Below are 17,225 nucleotides of genomic sequence, written 5' to 3'. Positions count from 1 at the left end.
CTTTTACAAATTTTATTCATTATGAGCCTCGAGGAGATATTGCGTATTTTACAAGAAAATAGAATGTTAGCGGGTTATGTGATTGTGGGCTTATTATTTATCATTTTGCTAACTTTTCTTTTCATCAAAAGTCTTTCAGCACGCAAACAAGCAGCGATGAGTGCTTCTCCCTCTATGCCAACTATGGGAACAGCCACTTATGCGCCTGCATTTTCAGTAGATGACCAAGCCACTAAGGAATTTCTCAACCAATTGAAGCAGGTGGCTAACGAGAGCCAAAACATTATTGAAAAATTAGAAGTCCAAATTGAACAAAAAAGACAACAAATTGAGGAGAAAACTGCTTATATGAATGAGTTGGAAAAGCAGTTAGCTAGTATGCCTATGGAGCAGTTAATCGCTCAGCACGCTGAGAAGCTCAAAAAGGACTATGAGAAAAAAATGAATGCTTTAGAGGCAAAATATAGAGCCAAAAGTACTCAAATGTGGATTTGGGGCTTCATTGCGGGTGTAATTTTAGTAGGACTGGCTATTGCTATCTACTATTTTGTGTTTTTGAAAAGTACTTAACCTAATGAATAACGACGTAAGATAAATTTATGAATGTAGCTTTGACATGCTTTTTCCTATGGAAAAGGTTTATGCCTTTTTTGTGCATCATTGTCTTTTTTTCTGCATGTAAGACTATAGAAACTCCTATCAATCCCTATGATAATTCTCTGTATTTTTCTAATGGTCGCAAGTTTTCTACCATTCCCTTCAAAATGGTCAATAATCTGATTATCATTCCTTTGCGACTAAATAAGTCAGATACTATGAATTTTATATTGGATACGGGGGTGAGGACTGCCCTGCTGATTGGCTTGCGGACAGGCGACTCATTGCAATTAAAATATGCCAGAAAAATTAAAATCAAAGGACTGGGTGAGGGAGAAGACGTAGAAGCTATCCACTCTTTTGGAAATCGTATAGACCTTCCCGGCATCTATGGCATCAATCAAGACATACTCATTTTGTTGCAAGATGTATTCTTTTTCTCCTCCAAGCTGGGTATGAGGATTCACGGGATTTTAGGATATGACATGTTTAAAAATTTTGTAGTGGACATCAACTATGAGCGCAAAGAACTACTGCTTAGACATCATAGCCGATTCAAAATCAAAAAAAAGGATAATGTAATCCCTATCTCAGTAGAAGAAGGCAAACCCTATGTCAAAGCAAAAATAATGTCAGATGATAATAATTGGGTGGATGTAAAACTGATTGTAGATACAGGAGCAAGTCATGCACTTTCTTTGGATATATTTTCTAATGCAAACATAAGATTACCCTCCAAAATCAGAGATGCTTATTTAGGGCGTGGGCTAAACGGGGATATTCGCGGCAAAATTGGTAGAATCAAATCCTTTCATTTAGGGGGGTTTGAATTGGACAATATCCTTACTTCTTTTCCTGATTCTGCTTCTTTGCGGCACGTGGTCGATGTAGCAGAGCGCCGCAATGGGAACGTAGGAGCAGAGATTCTCAAACGCTTTCACCTCACTTTTGATTATCTCAATCAGCGCATGATTGTACGCCCTAACGCATACTTCAAAAAACCTTTTGTCTATAATATGAGTGGCATAGAAATCTCTACCCCTGTGCCGGGACTGCCCCTATATGTAATTTCGGACATCGAGGAAGACTCGCCTGCCGAGAGAGCCGGACTAAAGAAAGGCGACCAACTGCTTTATCTGAACAATAAACTTGCTTTCCAATACTCCCTCAATGAAATCATAGCCCTTTTCCAGAGCAAGGCAGGTAGAAAAATCGTTATCAGCGTCCAACGCAATGGGGTAGTGATGCGTTTCGAGTTTGCTTTGGAAAAACCGATATAGAAATATTTTCCGTTTAGAGCCTCTTTAATAGTATAAAATCAAGATTTTGATTTTACAATATCAAGTCTTTTTTACTTTTTTTCTTTTTTATTTCCTCATCAAATAAGTGATTGCTATTTTAGCATCATTTAAAATATACACCTTTGCTTATCCATTCCAAACATATCATTTTCATATTATTTTTCTTTATCTCTGCCTCTCATGCTCAAGCACAGACCGTAGTAGCTGATAGCCTGATTAGTGCTTTGCACCGTACTAACAATGACAGGGCTAAGTTATTAATAGCCAATAGATTAAGCATGGTTTTGATAAAAAATTTTCCCCAACAAGCATTCAAATACGCTAAGCAAGCTACCGAACTTGCCAAAAAAATAGATGATCCCTATCAGTTAGCGATTGCCTATCAAAACTTAGCGTCAATTTACCATATTTTGGGTGATTACTCCAAAGGATTAGAATACGCCTTAGAAGGGCTAAGGATAGCTGAGGCGAAAAAATATGATACATTAACCATTGGGCTTTTAGACAAAGTAGCTTTGTTTAACTTTCATCTAAGCGAGCATGATACTACTTACAGAAAAAAAGTATTAGGATACAGATTGAAAGCCATAACCCTTTCTGAGAAACTCAATGCTAATAAGGAACTGACCCAACTCTATCTACATTTGGGTGAGTTTTATAGAAAAGAAAAAAAATTGGATAGTGCGCTTTTTTACGTGGACAAAGCCTTTTTTCTTGCTCAAAAATTTGAGAATATCAATGATAAAGGACTTGCCCTGATGACCAAAGGTCAAATTTACATAGACCAAGGCAAATATCTGGAGGCTTTACCATTTTTGAGCAGTGCTTACAAGTACCTCATTAGCATAGATAACCGATACGATGCCGCTGCCAGCCTTCTTCTAACAGGCATTGTTTTTAGAGAAAAAAATAGATTTGAAAAATCCTTTGATTGGTTTAAAGATGCTTTAACACTTTCGCAACAGCTTGGTTCTAAGGCTGATATAGCTGAAGCCTATAGACAGCTTTACCTGACGGCAGAGAGAGTAGGCAACTCTAACTTAGCTTTTGACTATTACAAATTGTATCATGCCTACAAGGATTCGGTGCTGAATGAGAGTATGTCGCGTCAAATAGCAGGAATGCAGTCTATTCACGATGCAGAAAGTAAAGACAAAGAAATAGAACTTTTAAAGAAAAACGAACAGATGAGGGAAGAGAACCTTGCGCAGCAACGCTATTTGAATATTTTTTTATTAGTGAGTTTTTTGCTTATCTGTTTGATTGCCTTTATTTTGTATAGAGGGATAAAAAGTAAAAATAAGATAAACCGGCTTTTAGAAAAGAAGAATTTGGAAATCCTGTACCAACAAGAAGAAATCAGCTCTCAAAAAGAAAACATTGCTCTGCAAAACATGGAATTGGAGCAGAAAAATCATGAACTTTCCTACCTCAATGAAGAAAAAAATCATCTGATAGGTATAGTCGCTCACGACCTCCGTAACCCTCTTAGCCAAATCAAAGGCTTAGTCAATGTCCTGCAAATGAGTGAGAATGAAGTAAGCCCAGAAGAAAAAGAGGAATACATCAGGCTTATCAAAGGAGCAATAGAGCGCATGACATTGATGATAAACAAAACCTTAGATGTCAATGCTATAGACGCACAAAAAGTGAACCTGCAAAGGGAAGACCTCAATATTTCCGTGATTATGGAAAGTGTAGCAAAAAACTTTGAGGACAACGCAAAAGCTAAAAACATAGAAATCATCAAAGACCTCCATCCACAGGTTATCGTTCCTAACTTAGATAAAAACTATCTTACTCAGATATTTGAAAACTTAGTTTCCAATGCAATAAAGTACTCTCCCTCAAATAAAAAAGTATTTTTGCGAGTTTATAAGCACGAAAATATTGCCAGAATTGAGGTGCAAGACCAAGGACAAGGTATCAGCGAGGAGGATAAGAAAAAGATGTTTGGGAAATTCCAACAGCTAAGTGCCAGACCCACTCAAGGCGAAAAATCCATTGGCTTAGGCTTATCTATTGTCAAAAAATATGTAGAAGCTATGAACGGGAAAGTGTGGTGTGAGAGCGAAATAGACAACGGTGCGAACTTTATTGTCGAATTTAAGTTAAAAAATGAGTAATACCCCCTTAAAAACGAATGGCGAGAAGAAGAAAAACTAAAGGTTCATTTTTTGGCATACAAATTAAAAAATGGATAGTAGTGCTATTGATAGGTGCATTTTTATATTTTACTTATCAAAAAGACTTTTTAACAGAATTTTTGAACCTGTATCAAGAAATCATTGGAGAAAAAATTGATAATATCAACAAAGGACAAAATATAAAAAAACAAGATGATGTAATTTTTCCTGTTTCTCTTGCTACTTGCCAAATTATTATACAGACCTATTATACTGTTTGCTATGATGAAAAACATGAGCAACCCGCCTGGGTAGCCTATGTACTGCTTGATAGCTATCTTGAGAAAAATACCAGCAGAGAAGGCAACCAGTTCAAACCCGATGAGAAAGTAAGCACAGGCTCTGCCCTTCCCGCTGACTATACAGGTTCAGGATATGATAGAGGGCATTTAGCCCCTGCGGCAGATTTTAAGTTTGCACAAAATGCTTTAGACGAAACCTTTTTTATGAGTAATATAAGCCCACAAGCCCCCCAATTTAATCGAGGTATCTGGAGCGATTTAGAGCAAAGAGTAAGATTCTGGGCAAAAAAAGAAAAACAACTCCATATTGTTACTGGAGCAGTGCTTAAAAATGACTTGCCAAAAATTGGGAAAAAAAATAAAATCAGTGTGCCTGAGCGGTTTTATAAAATCATTTTGGACTTACAAGAGCCTGAAATCAAAGCGATTGCTTTTCTGATGAAAAATGAAGGCTCTAATCAGCCCTTACAAAGTTTTGTAGTAAGTATAGATGAGATAGAGCGAATCACAGGCATAGATTTTTTCCCTGCCCTCCCTGACGAGTTAGAAAATCGCTTAGAAGCAAGTATTGACATCAATAAGTGGTTCAAATCCAGACGATAAACAAGTAAAACAAAAAAGGTATCCCCAAAGAAGATACCTTTTTTCAAACGTCAAATTAAGTTAATCCTACAAATCTTATGAAAACTTACTATTATCTTTATGCTTATTTTGATGCCCTTGAATACTACTTTGCGAATTTTTCAAACTTATGTTTTTACTTGCTTCGCTTAACGAATGAACTACTGCATAATAACGTTTTACGTTTTTTAAACTCTTAGGGAAATTAATCATTTTAGTTTTACTGTGTTCTTTTTTAAGTCCTTATCTCAACATACCTTGCTGAGTTTCCTAAGAGATTTTACGCTACAAAGTTAGTAAACGTTTTAATCAGATTTAAAAAACTCTCCCAATAGACTTCTTACTTAGACGAATAAGGCTAATATTCGTGTAAGTTTGCAAAGTGGTTCACTCTGGAAAAGAAAGTAAAACTATCCCTTGTGCTATGTAGAGACACTTCGCTAAACGATGCAGAAAAGATAAAATCTACGCGTGGGATTACACTCGTGAGAGCCTTGTAGAGTGGCTCTGACAGGGTTATAGATTCACCAATAATTTTGCCTGCGGGAGGGAGGAACGTCTTAGGAGTTACGACCCTAAGACTATGCAATAGAGTTCTTGCGAAAGTACCTATTTCCCCTCTTAGAAGGAGGCATGCCTATACCTATTTTACATTTCTTAACATCTTTGCAAGAGGTATTAACCTACTTTAATCCTTTTTAAGCATAATTTTGAGTGTCAAATCATGATAAAGTAACATACTTAAACTTTTTGTTTCATCTCAAAAAACGACTTCAATGAAAAAGTTATTCTTTTTACAAGCACTTATTTCCTTATTATTTCTTTCACAAATTGCTGTGGCTCAAAAAGTAACAGTCAAAGGTACAGTAGTGGACTCTACTTCTAAACCTTTGGAAGTGGCTACGGTCATGCTCTTACAAGCAAAAGATTCTACGCTGACGACTTTTGCTCGCACCAATGAAAACGGTGAGTTTGAAATGAAAAACGTCAATCCTGACACTTACTTGCTCAAAATTACTTACATAGGATATAAAAATTTTAATAAACTGATTACAGTTGGTAGCGAACAGAGTGAGTTGAATCTTGGAAAAATTCAAATGGAGGTTTTCATCAAAGAATTGGCTGGTGTAACCGTACAAGCAGAAAAATCCCCCGTTACTTTTAAGAAAGATACTTTGGAGTTCAATGCGGAATCTTTTAAAACTAAGCAAAACGCAGTGGTAGAAGACTTGCTAAAAAAACTTCCGGGAGTAGAAGTGCAAAGAGATGGAACTATCAAAGCACAAGGAGAAACAGTGCAGCGGGTTACGGTCAATGGAAAGGATTTTTTTGGCAGAGACCCAAAAATTGCTACGCGCAATCTCCCTGCCGAGTCCATCGAGAAGGTGCAAGTCTATGACAGAAAATCTGACCAAACTGCTTTTACAGGCATAGACGATGGGCAAAGAGAAAAAACTATCAACTTGGAATTAAAGGAAAAGTACAAAAATGGAGGCTTTGGAAACGCCATGCTTGGATTGGGAAAAGATACTGAGGCAAAACCTGCAAGATACGAAAACCGACTGAGTTACAACCGCTTTTCTAAAACAAGTCAGTTTTCTGTTTTAGGCATGGGCAACAATGTAAACCAGCAAGGATTCTCCATAGACGATTACATGAATTTCTCTGGCAACTCTCGCAATATGATGAGCGGAGGGACAGTCCGCCTCGAGTTTAACTCAGACAATGGAGGTGTTCCTTTGAACTTTGGAGGGAGAAACTACGGATTTATGACCAATTGGGCGGCTGGGGTAAATTTTAATAAAACCTTCAATCCTAAAACTGAAATTACAGGAAACTATTTTTACAATTGGCTGAGTCAGAGAACAGAACAAGATGTAGATAGGAAAAACTTTTTGCCAACGGGTACTTTTACGGCTACTCAAAATACCCTGCAAAACAATACCAATAACAACCACAGACTCAATCTTATTGCAGAGCATAAACTCGACTCTGCCAACTCTTTCAAGCTAACTTCTGCTTTTACTTATAACCAAACAGAAGCATTTACAGACAGTTATAATAAAACCTTAGACGATAGAAACTCGTTGCAAAACGAAGGAGAACGTACCAATTTTAGAACAGGAAATACGCTGAGATTCAATAACGACTTGCTTTATCGCCACCGTTTTGCTAAAAAAGGGAGAACACTCTCCGCCAACTTTACCTTCAATGCCAATGAGCAGGATAGCAAAGGCGATTTGAAAGCGGTGAATAAATACTACCTCCCCAATGGAAACTTAGGGCAAATCCAAAATATCAATCAGAAAAGTAATACTGAAAATGATACCTATACTTTGGGGACTACGGTTTCTTATACCGAACCTATCGCCAAAAGAAAATACTTAGAAGTAAACTACAATTTCCGCAATAACATCAATAAGGTCAATCAGGAAGTCTATGATTTGAGGGATAACGAGCAAATCCTCAATGAAAATCTGACAAATAAATTTGATAATAACTTTATTTACAATAGATTAGGCGTAAACTACCGCATGAATGAAAAGAAATACAACTTTTCTACGGGTTTGAGTTTGCAAAACTCCCAAATCAATGGCAAACTTTTATTGAGAAATACAGAAATCAATAGAACATTTACTAACCTATTGCCCAATGCGCACTTTAATTATAATTTTAGCAATGCCAAACGCTTTAACTTGGACTACGAAACCAATATCCAAGAGCCAAGCATTACTCAGCTACAACCTGTGGTGGATAACCGCGACCCACTCAATATCTATGTAGGGAATCCTAACTTACGCCCCGCTTATCAGCACAATGTACGTATGAACTTCTTTACCTTTGACCCTATTAAGTTTATCAATTTCTTTGCCTTTGTCAATGCAGTCTATACGACTAACTTCATTACTACTGCCCAAAACATAGATAGGCAGTTTGTAAGAACAACTACGCCTGTGAACGTCAAAGATAATCTGATGCTAACAAGCAATGTTTCTTTTGGTTTCCCTATCAAAAAACTGAATAGCCGCTTCAATATCAGTTCTAATAATACGTTGATGCAGGGTATCAACGTATTGAACGAAGTAGAAAATAAATTTAACCAACAAACTATTTCAGGGAGAGTGCGTTACGATTTTTCTTGGAAAGAATGGGTAAACTTAGGGCTGAGTGCGGACATCAGCAAGCAAGAAACCAAATATGAATTTAACGAAAGACAAAATCAAGTATTTGTCAATCAGACTTATACTGCCGATGGAAACTTTACTTTCCCCCAAGGATTTAGCTTGAATACAGACTTTGATTATTTGATTTACAAAAGCCAAACTACGGACTTCAAACAAGAAATTCCCATTTTAAATCTTTCCGTAGCCAAAACTTTCCTCAAAGCCAATGCAGGTGAGTTGAAGTTTGCAGTGAATAACGTACTGAACCAAAACGTAGGAGCAAGCCAACAAGCACAGATAAACTACTTAGAGCAAACAGTAATACGCTCTTTAGGACGCTACTTTATGGTGAGCTTTACTTATGCGCTCAACAAAGCCATGAACCCAGCCGCAGGCAGAAGAGGTGGAATGATGAGAATGATTAGAAATTGATTAGCTTTGTTATTAGCTTCTATCCAAACCCTGAAGGTTTTTAGCACCTTTGGGGTTTTAAACTTTTTACTATGCAAGAGTTGCAGATGGATTTTTTGTAAACTAACTTTAATGTTAGTTTTATTGTTCAATTACTTTTAAGTAATTCATCAGCGAAAATCTATCTAATCTACAAAATCGGTGTTCTAAAATTATTATTTTAAAAAGTATTCTGTTTAACTCATTGATTATGAATAAGTAAACACTCTAACATGCAATAGACCATTGCAATTTTTCAGGCACACAAACAAAGGGTTGGACACCCAAGAACAGCAATTATTCAATAATAAGTTTGTAGGTTTTTGTTTCTTGCGGGAATTGTAAAGAAAGCAAATAAACTCCCTTAGATTGAGTAGAAAGGTTTAGCAAGTAACTATTTTCATTCATGCTTCCTTCATAAACAATCATACCCAATGCGTTTGTAACCCAAATATTTACTTTTTCTAAGGCATAACTATTATGAGTAAGTTTGAAAATCCCTGAGCTACTTGGGTTTGGATAGATATTCATTTCAATACAATCTAAGCAATCCATATTCACTGCTACAATTTTAGAGTAAGTGAATTGCCCATTTTTATCTATTTGTTTCAAACGATAATAGTTTATCCCTTTTAGAGGAGAGGTATCCAAAAAACTATATTCTTGCTTTGCCTTAGAGTCGCCTTTCCCTTTTACCTGCCCAATAGGTATAAAATTTACCCCATCTATAGCTCTCTCAACTACAAAAATATCATTTTCTTTTGCCATAGCAGTAGCCCAAGTAACTTTGACCTTATTTTCCTGTTTTTGGGCATCAAAATAAAGCAGCTCCACAGGAAGCAGTAAGTTACAAAAGTTACCAATACTTGGCGTAACCACCCTACAGGAAGGTAAAGCTAAACTGGACAAGGAATTTGCCACAATGACTCTGAAAATAGTACTTTGGTCACTGGGGGTAGGAATAATATAAGAGCTACTATTCGTACCTACATTAGTCCATGTAATACCTCCATCAACGCTACTCTGCCATTGGAATTGGGGAGTGTCATAATCCATACTTACATTAGCCGTAATCGTAGGTGGTACACAGCTTGGAGCGTTACTCACTAACCCTACTACAGGTCCGCAAGGTCTAAAAGAAATATCATCTACAGCAATATCATTCCCGCCACCTCCCGGTGCTTTATTACGTAGCTGAAGATTGATTGTCCCGCTTGTAATAGGCTTGAAAGTTACTCCATATTGTGTCCATTGTGTATTTGCCCCGCCAGCCCCATTTACTCCGTTAGAGTTATTGGGTACGGGACCTGTAATAGCTACTACTGCTCCATTAATCAAAAACTCTATTTCTGGACATACTCTGCTACCCGACCCTCCTTGTCCTGTATAGTTGGGGGAAAAAACTTTCTGAACATCAGCGATGTTTGCAGGCAACCCTGTAATAATAGGTCCGTAATCTGCACTTCCTGTGGGATTAGTAACACTTCTTCTATTTCCTGGGTCTAAGTTACGTAACCAAACGCTGAACTGGTATTTTACTCCTTCGCACAAGCCCGAAATGTTTTGGTTAAAAATAACACTTGGCTGATATGAACAATTCACCAACATCATAAAACCGTTACCGCTCCTGTCAGGCATATTAATCCACAAATCACTGCTGTATGAGTTAACGCAATTAGTAGCAATAGCAAACTCGCCGTCAGCAGGGGTAGTCATTACTGTTCCTGCGGGGGTCCTAAATGTATAGCCCGGAGCAAAGGTATTCCAAGGTGCTACATTGGTTTTGAACCTTGTTCCATTCCAATTATTGCTAAACCCTCCACTTGTAGCAACTACTTCATCTACACCCGTTACTCCTCCAAAGCTACCCGCAGGATAAGCCTCATCACCTACCGTGGCTATAGGCGAGCATAAAGCCGCAATGTCAGTAATAGTTGCTGTACAAGTAGGATTAGTATTAATAGATAAAGTGGTTTGATTTACTCCAGCAGAACCAGCCACTCCATTAGCAGAGGAGCCACTTCCACCTCTATTACCTAATGCTCCAGCAGTAGTAATTCGAGTAATTGCATCACCTCCAATAGCATTAGTACGAATGACTCCGCCGCCACCACCGCCGCCACCACCACCAGTACCGTTGCCGTTTCCGCCATTTCCGCCAGATACATTGATAATCTTTGCACCTGTATTTGTCCCACTATTGACAGTCAAATAAACAGAGCCACCCGCACCGCCACCTGCACCCGCACCATTGCTTGCCCCATTCGTACCATTGGCACCTCTTGCAAAAATATTCCCTAAACCTACTAAATTTTGTGTTTGAATAATGACGATACCGCCACCTCCACCTCCTGTGCCTCCGTTAGTGCCAAATCCGCCACCGCCTCCACCTCCCATATAAATTCTTGTATTGGAAGGAGCAAGCGCGTAGCCTCCTACGCCCGGGTTATTACAGCCACTTCCCTGTCCACCATTTCCCCCTGCACCACCATTTCCACCGCCTCCACCGCCACTTGCTACACTATTATCTCCATTCCCGCCTCCACCTCCATTTGCCCATGCACCTTTCCCACGAGCAAAGTTGGGGTTTTCCACCGCTACCCCATCACCTTTTTCTGCACCTTGGGCTGTAGCAGAGTTAAAGAAAAAATTGGTTCTACAAGTGGTTGTACCACCTCCAACGGGGGCACCTCCTGCAAAACCTACAGCATCAGCATTGATATTTCCTATTAAATTCAAAGTATTAGTACAAATCAGTGCAATGATACCTCCTGAACTTCCGTCCCAATTGCTTGCCGTTAGACCACCAACGGTTACGTTAGTAAGGGAAGTATAAACAGGTACTCTGACTAACTGGACACTACCAAAAACGTCATAAACATTTGAAAGAGGGGTACTTAGTGTAATATTACTTCCAGAAACAGCAGAAATAGTACTAAACTCAAAGTTGCCTGCACTACTTAGCAAAGCATCAACACTCGGAGTAGCAGGCACTTGTCCAAAACTTGCACTATTCGATAAATTGGGACGGCTTCCCTGCATTTGTATAATCAGTACTCTGTCACCTACAGCAAAGGGAGTGGCACTTCCTCTGGTTGCACCAATAGTAAGTCTGACATTCGTACAGTTAGTAACCCCGGTGCCTGTATTAAAACTGATAGCTGTAACAGGAGCATAAGTGTTAATAATACCACTTATATTGATTTGAGCAAGACATAAAAAATTGATAAAAATAAAAGGTAGACTCACAAAAAACTTCACAAGCCTATAAATATGAAAAAACATATATCCTAAACTATTTTACTTACTTATATAGTACGCAAAGATAGTGCAAAAGTTATACATTTTGCGTTGTTATAAAGAATACTCATAGTTGTTATGAAATCTATCTTACTCTATAAATCTTATTTTGAGTAATGTTTTGAAATTAATTACTCAGGTAATAGATTTTTTACTATTTATAGATAATTACCTGGCAAGATTTACATTTTTACGAATATGTTACCAATAATAAGGATAAACTTTGCAAAAGAAAACTTCAACTATGCGTTATAAGTCAGATTTCACTCCTTCGGAGTTAGTCAAGCAATCACTTTTAAATGTAGCATACCCTTGATGTTGGGTATGTATAAACTGCCCCCAGAGGAGTAATATTTTTGTAGTAATCTAAGCCGATTGGTCGCAAGAACCCGAGAGTAGCGATATCTTTACATAGCCAATAACACACTCTTTGCTTGCTCTTTCAAGTTGTAATCGGACATCATCACTTCGCCGTAAGCCCCTGCGGAGCGAATAGCTATCAAATCGCCTCTCTGAGTAATGGGCAAACTTACCTCTTTGCCAAAGAAGTCTGCTGACTCGCAAATGGGACCTACTACATCATAAGTTGCTCTTTCAGAAGATGTTGAAGTAATATTTTCTATTTTATGATAGGCTTGATAAAGCGCGGGGCGAATTAGTACGTTCATGCCTGCATCAAGGATAGCAAACTGCTTGTTTGTTCCTTTTTTTACATATAACACCTTGCTAATCAATGAGCCGCATTGGGCAACAATAGAACGACCAAGCTCAAAGTGTATGCGTTGGGAAGGCTTTACTTTGAGGTATTGATTAAAAATACTAAAATAACTATCAAAGTCTGCGATATTCTCGAGGTCGGGTTGATGGTAGTTGATACCTAAACCTCCACCTACATTGATTTCTGTCAGTCTGATGTTTTGTGCAGTAAACCATTCTTGAATTTCGTTTACCCTGAAACACAAGTTTTTAAAGTTCTCTAAATCTTGAATTTGCGAACCGATGTGAAAGTGAATCCCTACTAATTTGATGAAAGTACTGTTTTTAAGCACTTCCAAAATTTCGTTCAGTTCTGCCATATTCACCCCAAACTTATTCTCCTCCTTACCCGTAGTAATGTATTGGTGCGTATTTGCCTCTACATTGGGGTTGATGCGAATAGCAATAGAAGCAATTTTATTTGATTTCTCAGCTAACTCATTGATTACTTGAATTTCTTGCAAGGATTCGCAGTTGAAACAAAAAATATCTTTTTCTAAAGCAGTGAGAATTTCTTTGTCAGATTTGCCCACCCCAGCAAATACAACGTGGTCTGCTTGAAAGCCTGTAGCTAAGGCTTTTAGCACTTCGTTCCCGCTGACGCAGTCTGCCCCTAATCCATAACTACTAATAATTTTTAAAATCTTGTCGTTGCTATTGGCTTTCAAAGCATAGTGAACATGAAAACGGTATTTCTCTGCCAATTCTTTGACCTTTGCCAAAGTGCGATGAAGCAAAGCCAAATCATAGTAATAAAAAGGGGTTTCAAGGGTTTTAAATTTTTCAATTAATTGATTATCAAACATATTTTTATTGTTAGTTTTAGATTACTTCATGGTCATGAGGGCGGCAACGGTTTCTATGCCATTCCACAAGTTTTGTATTCTGATATTTTCGTTTTCTGCGTGTTGGTTGTTGTCATGGTTAGGGATTCCTACGGTAATCGTAGGAGTATTCAAATGTTTTTCAAAGAGATACAAAGGCAGGCTTCCACCTGAACTCGGCAAAAGGACTATGGGTTCTTTGGAAGTCGACTGCACGGCTTTGACTACTTGCTGAGCAATAGGCAAGTCCATAGGCGTTCTTTGGGCATTGTAGCCTCCTTTGGTGCTTACTTTGGCGATGAGTGGGTATTTCATACGCTCCTCCTCAGTAGGGTCTTCTTCTGTTACAAAAAATCCTTGCTTGCGAATATGATTGACTACTTTTTCCACTTGTCTTACATAATCATTGCCTTTCACCAAACGTAAATCTAAAACCACGGTTGCAGTAGTAGGAATCACATTAGCCGCCATAGGTCCCACATTAGCACTTTGTATTCCGTTGATATTTAGCGAAGGCAGGCTAATTGCCTCTACCAGCGATATTCCCCCTCCCTCAGGCTTAGCAAAGCCCAATTCTGAGCGCATCTGCTCATCTACCGAAGGCACTTGGGCGAGTGCTTGCTTTTCTGTTGCTGAGAGCGGTGTAACATCGTCATAAAATCCGTCTATTAGCACCTTGCCTGTTTCATCTTTCATAGAAGCAAGCAGATGAACCAGCTGCATAGCAGGGTTGGGTGCCCAGTTGCCATAATGCCCACTGTGCAAGGGTCTTTTAGAAGCAAAAACTTTGATACTCATATTAACATCTCCTCTTACGCCAAAAACGACTTGCTTGCGACCTGATTGGTGGACGGGACCATCTAAGATAATCCATAAGTCAGATTTAAGTAGGTTTTTGTATTTTTCTAAGATTTTTCCTAAGTGAGCGGAGCCAGCCTCTTCCTCTCCTTCAAAGAAAAACTTGATGTTTGAAGTAGGCTTGATTCCACTTTTTACAAGAGCATAATAAGCATTCAAAATGCTAAACACCCCTCCTTTATCGTCAGAAGTAGAGCGGGCATAAATACGCCATTCAGGATTGATAGCTTCATTCTCTGTTGGAATGGGAATAATTTTGCCCTCTTTTTCAAGAGATTGGTCGGTAAAAACAGGAGAGAAGGGAGATAATCCTTGCGACCACTGCAAGGGATTGACAGGCTGTCCGTCATAGTGAGCATAAAAAATAATAGTGCGTTTAGCATTAGGCACATTGACCTCGCCGTAGATAGCAGGAGGCGCAAAAGTTTCTGTTTTCCCAGCATCTAATAATTGTACTTTTTCAATGCCTTTCTCTCGCATTAGTCCCATAATGAAATCAGCATTTTTCAAGATATGTGCGCTGTCAGAGGCAATGTTGGGAATGGAGAGTAGTTGCAAATATTCTTTTAATAACTTATGCTCGTTGGCTTTGCGGTAGTTTTGCACTTTCTCGATTACTTCCTGAGCATACACTTGGCAAGTCAATAAAGTAAAAAGTAAAGTAAGTATTTTCATATAGTATCAATTTTATATTGGGCTGTATTCATTTCCACGATGCGAAGTAAGGCAATTTTCTCTTAAAATTACGCTTTATGTAGATTAGAAAATAAAAAAGACTTCCCAAAAATTTATTGAGAAGTCTAAATATCAATAATATGTAAACCTAATTGTTTATCAATGCAGCGGCGGTGAAGAATTACTTATCTTCAAATTTAGCCACTACTTCAAACTTAGCCATAGGTTTCCACTCGGGATTACTTTTTTGCAAATCCTCTAAGGCTTTTCGCTTGGCATCTTCAGAATTTTTGCAGCCTAAGGCTACTCCATGAGCAATCAAAACTTTTCCTGACTCGCTGGTATAGGCACTTTGAATGATTATTCCGTACCCTTTTTGCGAAGTGCTTACATGACTTGACGGTTTAGGTGATGTAATTCCTCTTTCATACAAGCGGTCTTCCATAATAGAAGCAAGCTCGTCTTCAGAAGCTCCATAGGCATAGTAGTAATCTATTTTTTGATTACCATTCAAGTTTTTGTCTTGGGAAACAAAAACCTTAGACTGTGATTGTACTGACAAAGAAAATAACAATAGCATAATAAAAAATGTGTATGCTATGGCTTTTTGGCAAAGAGTAGCAATTTTACTCATTTAAAATTAGAAATGTAGGTAAACAAAAGCAAGTGAGTTAGTAAAATGAAGTGTGGGGTAAAGGGAACATTAGCAAGAACAATAGCCAAGCATCTGTAACAAAACTAAGGACTTCCTAATGCCAAGTATATCTTATATATTTAGAACCTGTCTCTATAACGATTACAAGTTACAAATAGGTTCATTAAAATAAAAATATTTTAACCAAAATTTATTTTTTTATCATAACTACTTATCTATCAAGTGAATTTTAGCTTTCTTGCTTGTTTGTATGAACAAAGTTTATACCTTTGCTCAAATAGAATGTAATTAGCTTTGTTATGCTTGAGATTCAAAAAAAACTAACCAATTCCTTTTATGTATTGCTGAGCCTACCCGCTACTGCCATGGGTTTTGCTTTGTCCGTGCAGATAGCTTCTTTAAGTTGGCTCATGACTACTCAGTACAACTTAGACATAGAAAGTGTAGGGTACGTATGGGCTTCAGGACCTTTAGCAGGTATCATAGGGCAGTTGGTTGTGGGAGTAGTCAGTGACAAGGTTTGGCTTTGGGGAGGTAGAAGGCGACCTTTTATTTTGATAGGGGGAATATTGGCTTCGCTTATGCTTTTAGCCTTACCTAATATAGGCAAGTTGAGCAATATACTAAATTTTATAGACATACTGTGGATTGCGATTGTTATTGCTTTGATATTAGATTTGTCTATCAACATTAGTTTTAATCCTACACGTGCTATCATCGCCGATGTAACTCCCGCAGGAGAACAACGCACCAAAGGCTATACTTGGATGCAAACTATCTCAGGCATGTTTGGCGTTTTGGCGTATCTGATTAGTGTAGCCTGGGGGAACTACTTACTTATCTATTTAAGCGTATTTTTGGTATTTGTTTTTTCTTTTATCCCTCCCTTTTTTATCAAAGAACCAATCGCATTAGAAGATAATAATATACAAGCAGATGAGCATAGAAACAAAGCTAACAGAACACAAATAAAAACGCTTTTTCAGATTTATCTTGCCCATGCTTTTACTTGGTTAGGGGTACAAACCATGTTTGTATTTGTTTTTGCATATTTCAAACAAAAGATGAATCCTTTTGATGCTCCCTTATCTGATGCAGCATTAGGGCAAATGATAGGTATTTCTTTTGCTGTTTTAAATACTGTAGGTTTTCTGCTTCCCTCTGTCGTTTTAGAGCCGCTTTCGCGCAAAATAGGTCGGGTAAACACACACAGTTTAGCCCTTGTTGTTATGGCTTTAGGTTACTTAGCTATTGTTTTCTTTGGAGCATCACCTTCATTATTTTACCTTTTTATGGCTGTGGTAGGCATAGGTTGGGCAGCAACAGTTAGTCTTCCCTTTGCGATTATGAGTGAAAAGATTGATAAAAATAAAATGGGCTTGTTCATGGGCATTTTTAATCTCTCTGTGGTACTACCTCAATTAGCTGTAAGTCTTTTCTTCGGGAAAATTATTGAAAATGCTTCTGACAAGAGCATTATCTTTGTTATCTGTGCTATTACCTTAGCCATTTCTTCTCTAATATGGTTTAGTGTAAAGGAGGATAAAACCAACACTACTTCGTTATCTACGGGGACTGAGAGGCATTAACCTCTGC

General features: G+C 38.1%; 10 protein-coding genes. 6 read left to right on the top strand and 4 right to left on the bottom strand.

Annotated elements, in window-relative coordinates; translation table 11 throughout:
• The first annotated feature begins 21 nt into the window (after nucleotides 1-21).
• From BM141_RS03490 to BM141_RS03470, 5 genes are all read left to right on the top strand, one after another.
• Nucleotides 22-570 carry a hypothetical protein gene (locus tag BM141_RS03490; RefSeq protein ID WP_091540079.1) on the top strand — a complete coding sequence of 183 codons (549 nt, stop codon included), beginning with the start codon at nucleotides 22-24 and terminating at the stop codon, nucleotides 568-570.
• A gap of 29 nt (nucleotides 571-599) precedes the next feature.
• Entirely contained in the window at nucleotides 600-1,877 is a 1,278-nt protein-coding gene (locus BM141_RS03485) for an aspartyl protease family protein (RefSeq protein ID WP_143090784.1), read from the top strand.
• Between the two features lie 143 nt (nucleotides 1,878-2,020).
• Nucleotides 2,021-4,024, top strand: a complete 2,004-nt coding sequence (locus tag BM141_RS03480) for a tetratricopeptide repeat-containing sensor histidine kinase (RefSeq protein WP_091540073.1) — start codon at nucleotides 2,021-2,023, stop codon at nucleotides 4,022-4,024.
• 17 nt (nucleotides 4,025-4,041) lie between these two features.
• Entirely contained in the window at nucleotides 4,042-4,929 is an 888-nt protein-coding gene (locus BM141_RS03475) for a DNA/RNA non-specific endonuclease (RefSeq protein ID WP_091540070.1), read from the top strand.
• A 794-nt stretch (nucleotides 4,930-5,723) separates the two neighbouring features.
• Nucleotides 5,724-8,543 carry an outer membrane beta-barrel family protein gene (locus BM141_RS03470; RefSeq protein ID WP_091540068.1) on the top strand — a complete coding sequence of 940 codons (2,820 nt, stop codon included), beginning with the start codon at nucleotides 5,724-5,726 and terminating at the stop codon, nucleotides 8,541-8,543.
• A 315-nt stretch (nucleotides 8,544-8,858) separates the two neighbouring features.
• Here BM141_RS03470 and BM141_RS23620 read toward each other — a convergent pair whose 3' ends face one another.
• The 4 genes from BM141_RS23620 to BM141_RS03445 form a co-directional block, all read right to left on the bottom strand.
• Entirely contained in the window at nucleotides 8,859-11,846 is a 2,988-nt protein-coding gene (locus BM141_RS23620; RefSeq protein ID WP_262509445.1) for a T9SS type A sorting domain-containing protein, read from the bottom strand.
• 422 nt (nucleotides 11,847-12,268) lie between these two features.
• Complete coding sequence (lysA, locus tag BM141_RS03455) at nucleotides 12,269-13,423, bottom strand: diaminopimelate decarboxylase (RefSeq protein ID WP_091540062.1); 1,155 nt, start codon at nucleotides 13,421-13,423, stop codon at nucleotides 12,269-12,271.
• 21 nt (nucleotides 13,424-13,444) lie between these two features.
• A complete protein-coding gene (locus BM141_RS03450) occupies nucleotides 13,445-14,974 on the bottom strand; it encodes a M20/M25/M40 family metallo-hydrolase (RefSeq protein ID WP_091540060.1) in 1,530 nt (509 codons plus the stop codon).
• A 181-nt stretch (nucleotides 14,975-15,155) separates the two neighbouring features.
• A complete protein-coding gene (locus BM141_RS03445; RefSeq protein WP_143090783.1) occupies nucleotides 15,156-15,554 on the bottom strand; it encodes a hypothetical protein in 399 nt (132 codons plus the stop codon).
• 374 nt (nucleotides 15,555-15,928) lie between these two features.
• On the opposite strand from BM141_RS03445, the gene BM141_RS03440 reads away from it, so the two are divergent.
• Nucleotides 15,929-17,218 carry an MFS transporter gene (locus tag BM141_RS03440; RefSeq protein WP_091540055.1) on the top strand — a complete coding sequence of 430 codons (1,290 nt, stop codon included), beginning with the start codon at nucleotides 15,929-15,931 and terminating at the stop codon, nucleotides 17,216-17,218.
• Nucleotides 17,219-17,225: the final 7 nt, after the last annotated feature.

Origin of the sequence: Thermoflexibacter ruber (genome assembly GCF_900113045.1) — a bacterium.
In the GTDB taxonomy this organism is placed as follows: Bacteria; Bacteroidota; Bacteroidia; order Cytophagales; family Thermoflexibacteraceae; genus Thermoflexibacter; species Thermoflexibacter ruber.
The sequence above is the reverse complement of the archived record's forward strand: the minus strand, read 5'-3'. Positions and strand labels throughout refer to the sequence as shown.

What these genes read in the sequence shown, in the direction of transcription:
- BM141_RS23620 (WP_262509445.1), bottom strand. Translation starts at nt 11,846, where the DNA reads ATGTTTTTTCATATTTATAGGCTTGTGAAGTTTTTTGTGAGTCTACCT.
- BM141_RS03445 (WP_143090783.1), bottom strand. Translation starts at nt 15,554, where the DNA reads ATGCTATTGTTATTTTCTTTGTCAGTACAATCACAGTCTAAGGTTTTT.
- lysA (WP_091540062.1), bottom strand. Translation starts at nt 13,423, where the DNA reads ATGTTTGATAATCAATTAATTGAAAAATTTAAAACCCTTGAAACCCCT.
- BM141_RS03470 (WP_091540068.1), top strand. Translation starts at nt 5,724, where the DNA reads ATGAAAAAGTTATTCTTTTTACAAGCACTTATTTCCTTATTATTTCTT.
- BM141_RS03485 (WP_143090784.1), top strand. Translation starts at nt 600, where the DNA reads ATGAATGTAGCTTTGACATGCTTTTTCCTATGGAAAAGGTTTATGCCT.
- BM141_RS03490 (WP_091540079.1), top strand. Translation starts at nt 22, where the DNA reads ATGAGCCTCGAGGAGATATTGCGTATTTTACAAGAAAATAGAATGTTA.
- BM141_RS03440 (WP_091540055.1), top strand. Translation starts at nt 15,929, where the DNA reads ATGCTTGAGATTCAAAAAAAACTAACCAATTCCTTTTATGTATTGCTG.
- BM141_RS03450 (WP_091540060.1), bottom strand. Translation starts at nt 14,974, where the DNA reads ATGAAAATACTTACTTTACTTTTTACTTTATTGACTTGCCAAGTGTAT.
- BM141_RS03475 (WP_091540070.1), top strand. Translation starts at nt 4,042, where the DNA reads ATGGCGAGAAGAAGAAAAACTAAAGGTTCATTTTTTGGCATACAAATT.